This is a genomic window from Bifidobacterium samirii, assembly GCF_003952945.1.
Lineage (GTDB): Bacteria > Actinomycetota > Actinomycetes > Actinomycetales > Bifidobacteriaceae > Bifidobacterium > Bifidobacterium samirii.
The window spans coordinates 198,914-212,755 of the sequence record NZ_QXGK01000002.1; the positions used below are offsets into that span (position 1 = coordinate 198,914).

8 protein-coding genes are annotated in these 13,842 nt (G+C 69.2%); 3 read left to right on the top strand and 5 right to left on the bottom strand.

Annotated elements, in window-relative coordinates:
- Positions 1-52: 52 nt before the first annotated feature.
- From D2E24_RS02025 to D2E24_RS02035, 3 genes are all read left to right on the top strand, one after another.
- On the top strand, positions 53-1,123 hold the full coding sequence (locus D2E24_RS02025; RefSeq protein WP_125967643.1) for a LacI family DNA-binding transcriptional regulator: 1,071 nt from the start codon (positions 53-55) through the stop codon (positions 1,121-1,123).
- Positions 1,124-1,323: 200 nt separating this feature from the next.
- Positions 1,324-2,367, top strand: a complete 1,044-nt coding sequence (locus D2E24_RS02030; RefSeq protein WP_125967644.1) for an alpha-arabinofuranosidase — start codon at positions 1,324-1,326, stop codon at positions 2,365-2,367.
- Between the two features lie 151 nt (positions 2,368-2,518).
- The gene (locus D2E24_RS02035; protein WP_125967645.1) at positions 2,519-4,123 is read left to right on the top strand and encodes an alpha-N-arabinofuranosidase; all 1,605 of its coding nucleotides are present in this window, start codon (positions 2,519-2,521) and stop codon (positions 4,121-4,123) included.
- Positions 4,124-4,631: 508 nt separating this feature from the next.
- Here the strand turns inward: D2E24_RS02035 and D2E24_RS02040 are convergent.
- The 5 genes from D2E24_RS02040 to D2E24_RS02060 all read right to left on the bottom strand — a co-directional run bounded on the left by D2E24_RS02040 (position 4,632) and on the right by D2E24_RS02060 (position 13,762).
- Positions 4,632-7,175: a beta-L-arabinopyranosidase gene (locus tag D2E24_RS02040; protein ID WP_125967646.1), complete on the bottom strand. Its 2,544-nt coding sequence runs from the start codon at positions 7,173-7,175 to the stop codon at positions 4,632-4,634.
- Positions 7,176-7,300: 125 nt separating this feature from the next.
- Positions 7,301-9,541, bottom strand: a complete 2,241-nt coding sequence (locus tag D2E24_RS02045; RefSeq protein WP_241222804.1) for a right-handed parallel beta-helix repeat-containing protein — start codon at positions 9,539-9,541, stop codon at positions 7,301-7,303.
- Between the two features lie 139 nt (positions 9,542-9,680).
- Positions 9,681-10,376 (bottom strand): YesL family protein, encoded by a 696-nt coding sequence (locus D2E24_RS02050; RefSeq protein ID WP_164520957.1) that lies wholly within the window; start codon positions 10,374-10,376, stop codon positions 9,681-9,683.
- 92 nt (positions 10,377-10,468) lie between these two features.
- Positions 10,469-11,524: a LacI family DNA-binding transcriptional regulator gene (locus D2E24_RS02055; protein ID WP_125967649.1), complete on the bottom strand. Its 1,056-nt coding sequence runs from the start codon at positions 11,522-11,524 to the stop codon at positions 10,469-10,471.
- A gap of 153 nt (positions 11,525-11,677) precedes the next feature.
- Positions 11,678-13,762 carry a glycoside hydrolase family 31 protein gene (locus tag D2E24_RS02060; RefSeq protein ID WP_125967651.1) on the bottom strand — a complete coding sequence of 695 codons (2,085 nt, stop codon included), beginning with the start codon at positions 13,760-13,762 and terminating at the stop codon, positions 11,678-11,680.
- Positions 13,763-13,842 lie beyond the last annotated feature (80 nt).

Sequence of the window (13,842 nt, forward strand, 5' to 3'; positions counted from 1 at the left end):
TTTACGTACCGTTACATATCATCAGCCCGCAATCAGGTCGGAAGGAGACGACATGACGAACGCCAGACCCACGCTGCGCGACGTCGCGGCCGCGGCGGGCGTATCCCCGATGACCGCGTCCAACGCACTGCACGGCAAGCCGGGCGTGCGCGAATCGACGCGTGCCAAGGTCGTCGCCGCCGCCGAGAAGCTCGACTACCGCATCAACCTGACCGCCAGCATGCTCAAATCGGGCCGCAGCAACATCATCCACCTCATCGTCAACGAATTCGACTCGCCGTTCTACTCCAAGCTCGTGCAGGCGCTCACCACCGAAACCAGCGCACGCGGCCTCACCCCGTTCGTCGAACAGACCCACTACTCGCCCGACGCGGCCCGGCAGGCCATGACGCACACGCCCTTCTCCGGCCAGCTGTTCGACGGCGAGATCATCCACGCGTCCGGACTGGGCACCAACCTGCCGCTCGCGCGCATGAACGACGGCCGCCCGCTCGTCCTCATCGACGGCTGCGAGGAGACGCCCAGCGTCGACACCGTCAACTTCCCCAACGAGGAGGGCGCGCGCACCGCCGTCCAGCATCTCATCGAACGCGGCTGCCGGCGCATCGCGATCGTCGGCGGCGGCTACGTGCCGCGCGGCGAACTCGCGCACGTCGAACACTCGTACGGACTGCGGCTGCGCGGCGCCGGCGGCGCGCTCCTCGACGCAGGCCTGCCGTACGACCCGACCGTCACGTTCCACGGCTACGACGTGACGATGGGCATCGAAGCCGGCCATGCGATCGCCGACGCGATCCTCGACGCCCGCCGCGACGGCGGCGACGCGTTCGACGGCGCGTTCTGCGCGAACGACTACGCGGCGTTCGGCGTCATCCGCGGACTGGCCGACCGCGGTCTGCGCGTCCCCGACGACATCCGTGTCATCGGATTCGACGGCGTCAGCGCCGGCGCCTACGCGACGCCCACGCTCAGCACCGTCCGCGTCGACCTCGACCAGCTCGCCCGCTTCGCGCTCGACATGATCACGCGGCGCATCGGCCAGCTCGCCGACGGCGGCTACGACACGCCCCCGTCGCGCGCCACCATCGGCTACACGCTCGTCGCACGCGAATCCACCGCCTGAGCGGGGGGGCCGGCGGATCGGAACGTGGATATGTACGCGCCGGAACGGCAAAACAGCATACCAATCCACGAAACGACCGGCCAAAACGTGGATTCGTACGCGGCGGCATCGTCGCGACGCATACCAATCCACGATTCCCGCCGGACCGCCGACGCAACGAACGGACCACATCAGACCACCCACCAACCAAAGGAGACCACATGACCGACGCACGCACCGAAGCGTACCTGTTCGTGCACTTCATCGGCGACGAGAGGAAGCCCACCGACGAACAGCTGTACTTCGCGCTCAGCCGCGACGGCATCCACTGGCACGACCTGCGCCCCGACGGCGACCCCGCCCTCACCTGGTCCGGCGGCGAACGCGGCACCCGCGACCCGCACATCGTGCGCGACCCGCGCGGCGGCTTCCACATCGTCGCCACCGACCTGTCCATCCACTACCGCGGCGGATGGGGCCCCCACGACGGCGCCACCGTCAACGGATCCACCGGCCTCGTCATCTGGGACTCCCCCGACCTCGTCCACTGGAGCGAACCGCGCCTCGTCGACGTCGCCTCCGCCATCCCCGGCGCCGGCATGGCCTGGGCGCCCGAAGCCTGCTGGGACCCCGACCGCGAACAGTGGATCGTGTTCTGGGCCACCAAGACCAACGCCGGCGAACCCGGCGACCCGCTCGCCAACGAACTCGGCGACCCCACCAACATGTACTACGCGACCACCGTCGACTTCCGCGAATTCTCCGCCCCCGTCAAATGGATCGACCGCCGCCACACCATCATCGACACCACGATGCTGCGCGACGACGACGGCTGGTGGTACCGCGCCTCCAAGGACTCCGAGATCACCATCGAACGCACCCGCAACCCGTACGCGAGCGCCTACGAGGTGACGCGCACCGACGACGAGAACGTCTGGTCGTTCGTCGGCACCCTCACCGACATCCTCGGCAACGGCCGCTACTCCGAAATGTATCTGGAAGGCCCCGAACTGTTCCGCTACAACGACGCCGACGTCAAGACCACCGCCGACGGACGCGCCCTGCGCTACGGCCTCATGTGCGACCAGTACGCGGAGGCCAAGGGCTACCTGCCGTTCCGCTGCGCCGACCTCGCCAGCCGCGACGCCGCCGACTGGGCCGTCGCCGACGACATCGACTTCGGCGGGCTCAAGAAGCGCCACGGCGCGATCCTGCCCATCACCGCCGCCGAATACGACGCCGTCGAAGCCGCGTTCGCGGTCTGACGCACGCCGGCGGTCCGACAGACGGCCCAGGTCCGGTCCGACGCCATCGGACCGGACCTCACCGACCTCAGCAACATCACCGACATCACCGACATCACCGACATCACCGACATCGCAACGAAGCAACCAACCACCCAGCAAAGGAGCAACCATGAGCGACGACGCCATCGTCAGCATCGACCCCACCGCACGCGTCGCCGACGTGCCGGCCCGCCTGTTCGGCTCGTTCGTCGAACACCTCGGCCGCTGCGTCTACGGCGGCATCTACGAACCCGGCCACCCGCAGGCCGACGAGGACGGATTCCGCCAGGACGTCCTCGACCTCGTCAAGGAGCTCGGCGTCACCTGCGTGCGCTACCCGGGCGGCAACTTCGTCTCCAACTACAACTGGGAGGACGGCACCGGGCCGCGTGAGCAGCGCCCCGTGCGCCGCGACCTCGCCTGGCACTGCACCGAAACCAACGAGATGGGCATCGACGACTTCTACAAGTGGAGCCGCAAGGCCGGCACCGAGATCATGCTCGCCGTCAACATGGGATCGCGCGGACTGCACGCCGCGCTCGAGGAACTCGAATACGTCAACGGCGCGCCCGGCACGGCGCTCGCCGACCGCCGCGTCGCCAACGGCATCGAGGAGCCGATGGACGTGAAGATGTGGTGCATCGGCAACGAGATGGACGGCCCGTGGCAGGTCGGCCATATGAGCCCCGACGAGTACGCGGCGGCCGTCGACCGCGTCGCGCATGCGATGAAGCTCGCCGAATCCGGCCTCGAACTCGTCGCCTGCGGCTCGTCCAGCGCGCACATGCCCACGTTCGGCGAATGGGAGCGCAAGGTGCTCACCAAGGCGTACCAGAACCTCGACTTCGTGTCCGCGCACGCCTACTACCACGACCACGGCCATCGCACGCACGACGCCGCGCTCATGCAGGACTTCCTCGCCTCCAGCGAGGACATGGCCTACTTCATCGACACCGTCGCCGCCCAAGCCGACACGGCCAAGGAGGCCAACCACGGCGACAAGGACATCGCGATCTCCTTCGACGAGTGGGGCGTGTGGTATCAGGACGCGTGGAACGAGCAGGAGGAGGCGTGGAAGGAGGACTCCGACAACGGCCTCCACCACGAGCCGTGGCCGGTCGCCCCGCACCTGCTCGAGGACATCTACACGGCCGCCGACGCGGTGGTCGAGGGGTCGCTGATGATCACGCTGCTCAAGCACTGCGACCGCGTGCGCTCCGCGTCGCGCGCCCAGCTCGTCAACGTGATCGCGCCGATCATGGCCGAGGAGAACGGTCCGGCATGGAAGCAGACGATCTTCTACCCGTTCGCCGTCGCGGCTCGCGCCGCCCGCGGCGACGCGTACGTGCCGGCCGTGTCGTCGCCGAAGATCGCGACCGCCAGCTACGGCGAGGTCGACGCGATCGAGGCCGTCGTCACCTGGGACGAGACGACGCGCACCGGCCTGCTGCTCGCCGTCAACCGCGACCTGAACGCGGCGCACGATGTGGCCGTGTCGCTGGCCGGACTGCCGGGGGCCGGGGCCGGGGCTGACGCGGCTGCGGCCGGCGTGCAGGTGACCGCCGCGCGCATGCTGCACAGCGACGACCCGTATCTGACCAACACCGCCGAGAATCCGGACACGGTCGTGCCGGTCGACCTCGACCCGGCCGCCGACCTGGCCGCCGACGCGGACGGCACGCTGCATCTGACGATGCCCGCCGTCTCCTGGGTCGCCGTCGAATTCACCGCCTGATTTCCACGGCTGGAAGCCGGGAAAATCCGAGACTGACTCATACCGAAGCCCCGCTGAATCCTTCTCAGCGGGGCAAATCCGTGGCCGGCACCAACCGATGCCCCGTTGACGGAGCTCAAGCGAGAAGAACTCCCGACCTAACCGAAGAAGATGCTCGCTGACTCTCTCTCAGCGAGAAGAATCCAAGGCCAGCCCATACCGATTCCTCGCTTACCGGCCGTCAGCGAGAACATCACACGACCCAGCCGGTGATTCTTCTCATTGACGGATTCCCAGTGAGAAGAATCACCGGCATTCCCTTGCAGGTATCTCGCTGAATCGTTCCCAGCGAGAAGAACTCCCGACTCAACCGCGGAAGATACTCACTGGCTCCCTCTCAGCGAGAAGAATCCAAGACCAGCCCATACCGATTCCTCGCTTACCGGCCGTCAGCGAGAAGAATCATCCAGCTGACCGTGTGGTTGCCTCGCTTAGAGAGACGTGACAACCACACGGGCACGGAACGGCGTCAGCGCACCGCGAAGATGCGGGCGGACGGCTTCGACGCGTCGGCGACCGTGAGGCGCACGGTCGCATCGTCGACACGGTCGACGGACCAGACGCCGGCGTCCGGCGCATGGTCCGGGACGGACGGATCCGGGAAGATCTGCGTCATCGACCGGCCCTCCGGCAGCGGCAGGTCGATCGTGTCGGCGCCGGCGCGACGCCAGACCGTCACGTAGGAGACGGCATCAGCCGAACCAGCCGAATCAACGGAATCAACCAATCCTGCCGAGCGGTCGCGGCCGACGGCATCCACGGGAGAGGAGCCGCAACCGCAGCCATCATCCCCGGCATCTCCGCGACCGCAGCCGGCGCAGCCAGCGACCGTGTGCGGGCGCAGGCCGGCGACGAGCCAGTCGCCGTTGAAGTCGGGCAGTCCGGCGGGCCACCACGGGACGAGCGTCTCCTGTTCGGCGAGGACGCGGCGGTGCAGCGCGATCGCGTCGCGCACCAGGGCGAGGCGCGCATCGTCCATGCGGTCGATGAATCCGGACAGGTAGAGGCGGCCGAGCACGCCGGACGCGAGCGTGAGCACGGCGGTCTCGTCGTCCATCTCCTGCTGCGCATACCCCCAGTTGCCCTGCTGTTCGGGCAGGATCGTCAGACCCGCGCCGGCGGCGATGGCCGCGTAGATCAGCGGATCGCACTGGTCGGACGTGGACTGCAGGTCGAGGCGCGACAGCTGCGCGTAGTCGGCGCGCATCGCGCCGGAACCGCAGTTCTCGATCATCACGCCGGGGTGACGGCGGCGCAGGTCGTCGAGCCAGTCGAGGTAGGCGCGGCAGTGGTCGAGCAGACCACCGCCGACCGATTCGGCGTCGCGGTCGGTGCCGACGCCGGTGATCGTGTTGTAGTCGAATTTGAAGAACACGACGTCGAAGTCGGCGATGAGCCGGTCGACGGTGCGCGTGACGTGCTCGCGCGCGGCGGGCGAGCGGAAGTCGAGCAGGTAGCGTCCGGAGTCGCATACGCGCACGCCATGGCGGGTGATGAACGCGTCGTCGGGCAGGGCGGCGGCGAGCGGCGACTTGACGCCGATGACCTCCGGTTCGAGCCACAGGCCCAGTCCCATGCCGGCGTCGCGGACCGCGCGCGCGACGCCCGCCAGGCCGGCGTCGCCGAAGCGGTTCGTGGACGGCGCCCATTCGCCGACCATGTCCCACCAGCCGCCGTCGGTGCTGTCGTACCAGCCGGCGTCGATGCAGAACACGTCGGCGCCCGCCTTGGCCGCGCCGCCGATGAGCGGCAGCTCCTTGTCGAGACGCGGGTCGCCGAACAGCGTGTTCATGTAGTCGTTGTAGACGACGAGCCCCTGCGTGCGTTCGAATTGGGCGGTGCGGCCGAGTTCGCGTGCCTTGGCGCGACGCAGGGCGCGGCGGTGCAGCGTCATGTCGGCGACGGCCTGCTGCCAGTCGCCGGCGGTGATCGCGAACGAGACGGGCACGCTCGTGAAGTCGCGGCCGCCACCCAGCGCCGTATACCAGTGGTGGTCGCGGTATTCGGGGCCGAACGCGGTGACGTGCAGGCCCGGATCGTTCTCGCCGACCTCCCAATGCCACGGACCGTTGTGCTCGATCTGCCACATGATGGAGAAGCGCGGGGCGGGTGCGGCGGCGTGCGACGTGGCCGGATCGCCCGGTTCGCCCGGATCGCCGTCCGCCGGCGCGCACGCTTCGACGATGCCGGCGGGCTCGTGCACGCCGGTCGACCACGTCGACGTGGACGTGAGCGCGAAGCTGGAGCTCGATTCGCCCGGGTTGATGACCTGGTTGCGGTCGCGTACGGCCGTGTCGCGCAGCGCGGCGCGATGCCAGTCGTTCTCGACGGCCCACGCCGCGTCGCCCCACAGGATCGCCGACGAGTCGACGTCGGCGCCGTGCACGTCCATCGGCAGGGTCAGGCTCAGCGACGACACCGCCTCGACGGGGAACGGGCGCGGCGAACGCAGCCGCGTGTAGGCGCGCACCGCGGAGACGCCCGGGTACGCCTCGAACACGCTCTCGACCGTCAGCCCGTCGGCGGGGTCGGCCGGATTGGCGAACCTGACCGGGTTGCCGGAAGCCGTGGAAACGGGCGCCGCCGCATCGCGCGCGGATGCGGGATCGACGCTCTCCATCGGGCGACCGCCCGGCCGGAGCGCGTCGTAGTCGGCGTATTGCACGATCCGCAGCCGATGGACGCCGCCGGTGGAACCCGGTCCGTCGGCGGTCGCGCTTACGAACCGCAGTTTGGTTCCGACGACGGTGTCGATGATCGTCAGACGGTTGTCGTTCGCTCCGGTCGCGGTCGCGCACACCTCGACGATCGGGCGCGGGTCGCGCTGCCCGACGGCATCGGATGCATCGCCGGACGCGATGCCGGCGGATGCAGCGTCCGGTCCGGTCATACCACGGCCGCGCAGGTCGACCATGCGCACCGGCGAATCGGCGGACGCGGCGAACGTCATCGTCACCACGCCGTTGCCCCAGCTGAAACGTCCCCGCTCGTCGGGGGTGAGGATTGCGGTCATATCGCGGAACTCCTTTGATCGGCGACATATCGTCGGTATATCGTCGGTATGTCGGCGGCATCGGCGAGCGCCGTCGGCGAGACGCCGGCGACGCGTCTCCCACAGAATTTTAGCGCTACATATTGTCAGCGGGACCAGACGAGCGCGGGGCGTCCCGGCTCGAGCGCGGTGAGCGGGCCGCGCGACGACAGCGGGCCGCGCACGGTGCCGACGATGTCCGTGTCGAACACGAACGGGGAGCCGTCCGCCTGCTCGAACCGCTCCTCGACGATGCGCGGCTCGCCCAAGTCCGCGGTGCGCACGACCACGCCGTCGCCCAGCGTCATCGGAAGGGCCGCCCCCGCCGCCGCATCAGCGCCAGCGTCCGCAGACGCATCACCGGAACCAGAACCGGAACCGGAACCAGAACCGGAACCGGCATCGACACCGGCGACATCCAGCGTCATCGTCACGCCGCCGCGGCCGTCGTCGGCGAACGTGAGCGTCGCGGCGCCGCCGATCATGAGCGCACCGGTCTCGCCGGAGTCATCGGCTCCCGCATCGGAAGCATCACCGGCACCGGCCATCGGCCGCGCGCCGCCCACGTACGTGTTGTCGCGCGCCCACACCGGCTGCGGCACGTCGCGGATCGCCTCCTCGTCGCCGTCGACCTCGCCCAGCACCGCCGCGCGGAAGCCGTCGAGCGTGGACGGGCGTTCGCCATGCTCCCCCACGCCGTGCGAGAATTCGCGGAGCGCCTGGATCGAATAGACGCGCGTGCCGTGGCCTTCGATCGCCCACCCGTCCTGCTCGTCCGGATCGGCGGGCGTGCCGGCGGGCTTGACGAACACGTTGTTGACGAACCGGTCGTCGCCGCCGTAGACGAACGCCGATCCGGCGACCTCGGTCGTGTGCGGGAAATGGTACGGGGTGGAACGGTCCATGATCCGCCCGAGCCGCAGCCGTCCGGCGATCAGGTTGCCGACATACGCGCCGCCGTCGGAGAACACGTCGAGCGCGACCGGCGAGGCGAACACGTTGTTGCTGACCGTGTACGGGCCGTGGCTCACCTCGATCATCACGTCGCGCTGGTTGGCGCGGAACACGTTGGCGTCGATGTGCGTGCCCTGGGTCTGCCAGTCGAGCCACATGCCCAGCGTGCAGTCGTGCACGTGGTTGCCGCGGATGACCGTGTCGAGGGCGGCGTGGAATTTGATGCCGCCGATCTCGTGCCCCCAGAACTCGTGCTTGACGGCGATCCGATGGATCTCGTTGCGTTCGATGAGGCTGAACGCGCAGCCCATGTGGCCGACGATGCCGTTCTGCCCGCAGTCGTGGATCGTGTTGCCGCGCACCACATGCCCGCCGACCACGCCCTTGCGCCAGCCGTACCGCAGCGCCTTGAACACGGCCTCCATCTGGTACTGGTAGCCGGATTTGCGGCCGGTGCGCGTGCATTCGCTGTCGCCGGTGGACTCCTCCTTGCCGAGCGACACGGCCGAGCATTTCGCGTCGTGGATGTCGTTGTCTTCGATGATCCATCCGCGCGACCAGTGCGCGCCGATCAGGCCGATCTGGTCGCCGGTGGGCGGCGCCCACGGGGTCGCCGCATGCGCCATCTCGAAGCCGCGCACGGTGATGTAGTTGACCTGCGGGCGCGACGGGTAGAAGCAGGTGCGGCGCACGTTGATCTCGACGAGCGCCTCGTTCGGGTCGGCGCCCTGGAAGTTCGCCCAGATCGTCGTCGTGCCGTCCGCCGCGCCGCCGTCGACGCGCGCGTACCATACGTACGTCGTGAAGTCCGCGTCGAGGATCGGCCCGTTGGCCCACAGGCCGTGGTCGAAGCCGACCGTGCGCGGCCGCGGCGCGAACACCTCCTCGAGGCTGCACGCCTCGAACATGCTGCGCCCGTCCAGGTACACGTCGCCTAGATGGCAGGCGGGATGCTCCGGCCACGTGCCCTCCACGGACGGGTCGACCGCGTCGTCGCCGCGCGCCACGGCGCGCGCGTGCGAGCTCGCGTCGACCACCCAGTCGCCGTACACGGTGCGCGCGTACGGGTTGAAGTCGCCGAATATCGCGTTGGGCAGCACCGCCCGCCACACGTCGCCGTCGACGCGCTCCCACGAGTCGACGCGTTCCGAGCCGCGGATGACCGGATGCTCGCCGTCGGCCGCGCGGTAGACGATGCGCGCGTCGTCGGATTCGCCGCCGTGGCGCGGGTCGACGGATTCGCGGTAGACGCCGTCGTGCACGACGATCTCGTCGCCGGCGCGCGCGATCGACGCCGCGTCGTTGATCGCGGCGAACGGGTGCGCCTCGCTGCCGTCGGCGACGGCGCGCGACGACGGGATGGCGGCGGCCGCCGAGACGTGGTAGATGGTCATGATGCTCCTTTGCTTCGTTGACTGATGATGGATGAGGATGGGTGAGGATGGATGACGGGCCGCGCCGGTACGCGACGTCGCGTCGGCGCGTCGGACCGACGGTCCGACGGCCCGATGGCCCGATGGCGCGGCGACGCCGTCAGCGCATCGCCGGAGCCGCGTCGGCGTCACGCCGTGCCGCGGCGGCGCGCTCGCGGATCTCGCGCGCGTCCATGCCGGGCAGGCGGCCGGCGTAGAACACCGACAGCATCGTCAGGAACGCCGGCATGACGAATCCGAACAGGATGCCCAGTCCGGGCAGCACGTCGTAGACGCACGCCGTGCCGACGAGCACGACGAACACGAGCAGCGAGCACAGCGGGCGCGTCATGATCAGCTGCATCGACCCGCGGATGATCCACGGCGCGCGCTCGTCGAAGTTCGCCCGCAGCGCCCACGAGACGAGCACGAACATGCCGTACACGACGTTGAGCAGCAGCATCACGGCCGTGATGACCAGGCCCATCATGCCCAGGTCGCCCCAGCGCACGATGAACCCGTCCCAGAACAGCAGCGCCCACAGCACGAACTGCGGCCAGCCGAACAGGTTCGCCGACTTGAGCTCGCTGCGCCAGATGCCGTGGAACACGTCCCAGATGTGGCGGATCGTCCATTCGCGGCTGCTCTCCTCGATGAGCCACGAGCGCAGCGTGCCGTACAGCGCCGCCAGGGCGGGGAACAGGCCGGCGACCACCACGCCCATCACCGTGTGCACGAGAAACGCCACCTGACAGGTGACCAGCAGGATGGCTCCCCTGCCGATCGTCTCGCTGATGTCCGCAATACGCTGCCGCATAACCACTCCTTCGTCGCGACTCCGTTGTTCCCAGCCCATCGTAGCCGCGCGATCCCGCAACACGGCGCGGGCGGCGTCGCGGCGTGGCGTGGCTAGCGTTCCGCGCTGCCGCGCTCCAGCATGCGGTGGGCGACCGTGACCGACCGGGGTGCGATCGGCGTCGTGCCGGTCGCGCCGGCGGCGATGCGTTCGAGCAGCAGGTCGAGGCAGGAGACGGCCATGTCGGCGGCGGGCGTCTCCACGCTCGTCAGGCCGGGCGTGGTCAGCGCGCCCGATTCCACGCCGTCGAAGCCGACGACCATCACGTCGGCGGGCACGCGCACGCCGGCGTCGGTCAGCGCCTTGAGCGCGCCGACCGCGACCGGATCGCACGCGCAGAACAGCGCGTCGAATCCGAGCGTCGCCAGCGCGTCCATGCCGGGCCGCCATCCGCGTTCGTCGAACAGTGCGCGCATCGCGGCGTACCCGCATTCCTGGTTCCAGCCGGAGCCGACCGTCGTCACCTCGTCCTCGTGTACCCCGTAGCCGGCCAGCGCGTCGAGCACGCCGCGCAGACGCAGGCCGGCCGAACCGGGTTCACCGCCCATCTGCGCACGGTCGGCGCCGAGCACGGCGATCCGACGCGCGCCGTGGCCCATCAGATGATGCACGGCCTGGGCGGCACCGTCGTGGCAGGGCGTGGTCACGCAGTCGACGCGCCCTTCCATGCCGAACGCGTCGAGCATGACGAGCGGGCAGCGTTCGGCGAACTCCTCGAAGCGCGCGTCGGCGCTTTTCGGCCAGCAGACGATCGCGCCGTCGCAGATCTGCATCGACGCGCTCGACAGCATCGCCATCTCGTAGTCGGCGGAGAAGCGCGTCTGCTGCACCACCACCTGATAGCCGTGCGTCTTCGCCCGGTCGGACAGTTCCGCCATGAGCTTGGCCGGCAGCGTCAGGTCGAAGTCGGACACGGACACGCTGATCACATGCGTACGTCCGGAGCTGAGCTGCTGGGCGGCGACGTTGGGCCGGTACCCGAGCTTGGCGGCGGCGCGGCGCACGCGGGCCGCCGTCTCGGGGCGTACGACGGCCTTGCCGCGCAGCGCGTTCGATACCGTCATGCGCGATACGCCCGCGAGTTCCGCGACGTCGTCCAACGTGACCATGTGCACCTCGTTTCGCCGATATCGGCCGGTCGGCGACTGCGTTCCGCCGTCGCCGGCCGGCCGTTCCTCCGTCGATTATCGCAGGTCGCCGACGACCATCGTCGACGTCCGCGCGGACGCAGCCGCCGACGGCCGGCGACGGCTGCGTCCCGGTCAGATCATGCCGGCGAGTCCGTGGTCGGCGCCGTTGCGGGCGAAGACGGGGACGACGTCGAGCGGCGCGTCGACGGCGACGGTCTGTCCGCCGGCGTATACGGCGCCGTCGTGCAGGCTGGTCCAGACGGTGTCGGGGCCGCCGGGCAGGTAGACGTCGCGCGTGCGGGCGCCGGCCTCGGTGACGGGCGCGACGAGCAGGTCGGGGCCGAACATGTATTCGTCGGCGATGTTCGCCGCCGCCTCCTCGCCGGGGAATTCGTGGAAGAGGCCGCGCACGAGCGGCTGGCCGTCATCGTGCGCCTGGCGGAACAGGTCGCGCGTGTACGGGCGCATCGCCTCGCGCAGGCGGATGTACTTGACCATGATGCGTTCGACGTCCTCGCCGTACGTCCACGGCTCGTTGTCGGCGCCGGTGGTGATGTGGTCGATGGGGTTGCCGACGCGGTCGAATGTGGGCTTGCCGGGCACGCGCTCGGCGGGCATGCGGTCGCCGTGGTTGCGCATGACGGCGCTGAAGCAGGAGAACTGGCACCAGCGCACGTACAGTTCGCGGAACGCCTCGCTGGACGGGTCGCCGCCGGCGAAGCCGCCCATGTCGGTGGTGAACCAGGGGATGCCGGCCGCGCCCATGTGGATCGCGCAGGTGATCTGCGCCTTGAGGTCGTCGAACGTGGAGTGGACGTCGCCGCTCCACACGAGCGATCCGTAGCGCTGGGAGCCGGCCCATGCGGCGCGGGTGAGGTTGACGATGTCGTCCTCGCGTCCGATGGCGATCTGGCCGTCGTAGAAGGTCTGGTTGTACTTCTGCGGGTAGATGTTGCCGACCTTGCCGACGGGGCCGATGTGGTACAGGTAGTGCGCGTAGTCGTAGTCGGCGCCCCATTCGGGTTCGGCCTCGTCGAGCCAGAACGCGTCGACGCCCAGGTCGGCGTAGTTGCGCTTGGCGAGATCCCAGACGAAGGCGCGCGTCTCGGGGTTGGTGGGGTCGAGGAACTGGTTGTCACGCGGCCACCACATGCCCACGTCCTTGCCCTGGCGGGTCTTGGCGAGCAGGTTGCGCCGGCGCATCTCGTCGTAGTTCTCGGACTGCAGGTCGATCTGCGGCCAGACGGACACCATGAGCTTGATGCCCATGTCGTGCAGTTCGCGGCTCATGGCGGCCGGGTCGGGCCAGAACTCCTCGTCGAAGCGGAAGTCGCCCATGAGCGGCCAGTGGAAGAAGTCGATGACGATCAGGTCGATGGGGATGTTCCGGCGCTTGAATTCGCGGGCGACGTCGAGCAGCTGCTCCTGGTTCCAGTAGCGCAGCTTGCACTGCCAGAAGCCGAGGCCCCATTCGGGCATGACGGGCGCGTGGCCGGTGGCGTCGGCGTACTGGGATTCGATCCGGGCGGGGGTGTCGCCGGCGGTGATCCAGTAGTCGATCTGATCGGCGACGCCGGAGCGCCATTCGGTGCGGTTGGCGCCGAATGTGACGGAGCCGACGGCGGGGTTGTGCCACAGGAAGCCGTAGCCTCGGCTGGACAGGAGGAACGGCACGCTGACCTGGGAGTTGCGGTGGGCCAGTTCGAGCGTGGAGCCCTTGAGGTCGAGGACGGGCTGCTGGTATTCGCCCATGCCGTACAGGTGTTCGCCCTCGTACGCCTCGAAGGTCATGACGGGCGCTTCGGCGCCGGTCTCGTGCGGATGGTGGGCGCGGGCGCGCAGTCGCAGCGCGCCGCCGTCGTCGGCTTCGCGCAGCAGGATCTCGCCGGTGCGGGTGTTGGTGAACGTCAGGCGCATCTGCTCCTGCTGCCAGCCGAGCACGTCGAGGCGCGCGGCGATGAGTCCGTTGGCGATGGTCGCACCGGTGCCGTCGATGCTGACGGTCGGTTTGGGCGCGTCGGCGGGCGGCGGCAGCAGCGCCCAGTCGGCGTCGGCGACGGGCTGCATGAGGCGGGAGCGTACGCGCAGGCTGTTGGCGCCCCAGGCTTCGACGCGCACGTATTCGCCGTCGCCGGTCCATTCGAGCGCGGTGCCGTCGTCGCTGATGCGGATGACCTGCGCGATGATCGCGGCGAGGTCGGTGTTGTGGTCGGTCATGATGCTTCCTTGCACGAGAGGTGGGTCGATTGTCCGTCGGGGCCGTTCGCCGCTGACGACACCAGAAATTTTAGCGCTAC

Excerpts from the sequence above, each read along its gene's own strand:
- D2E24_RS02045 (WP_241222804.1), bottom strand. The coding sequence starts at position 9,541 with ATGACCATCTACCACGTCTCGGCGGCCGCCGCCATCCCGTCGTCGCGC.
- D2E24_RS02035 (WP_125967645.1), top strand. The coding sequence starts at position 2,519 with ATGAGCGACGACGCCATCGTCAGCATCGACCCCACCGCACGCGTCGCC.
- D2E24_RS02040 (WP_125967646.1), bottom strand. The coding sequence starts at position 7,175 with ATGACCGCAATCCTCACCCCCGACGAGCGGGGACGTTTCAGCTGGGGC.
- D2E24_RS02030 (WP_125967644.1), top strand. The coding sequence starts at position 1,324 with ATGACCGACGCACGCACCGAAGCGTACCTGTTCGTGCACTTCATCGGC.
- D2E24_RS02050 (WP_164520957.1), bottom strand. The coding sequence starts at position 10,376 with ATGCGGCAGCGTATTGCGGACATCAGCGAGACGATCGGCAGGGGAGCC.
- D2E24_RS02055 (WP_125967649.1), bottom strand. The coding sequence starts at position 11,524 with ATGGTCACGTTGGACGACGTCGCGGAACTCGCGGGCGTATCGCGCATG.
- D2E24_RS02060 (WP_125967651.1), bottom strand. The coding sequence starts at position 13,762 with ATGACCGACCACAACACCGACCTCGCCGCGATCATCGCGCAGGTCATC.
- D2E24_RS02025 (WP_125967643.1), top strand. The coding sequence starts at position 53 with ATGACGAACGCCAGACCCACGCTGCGCGACGTCGCGGCCGCGGCGGGC.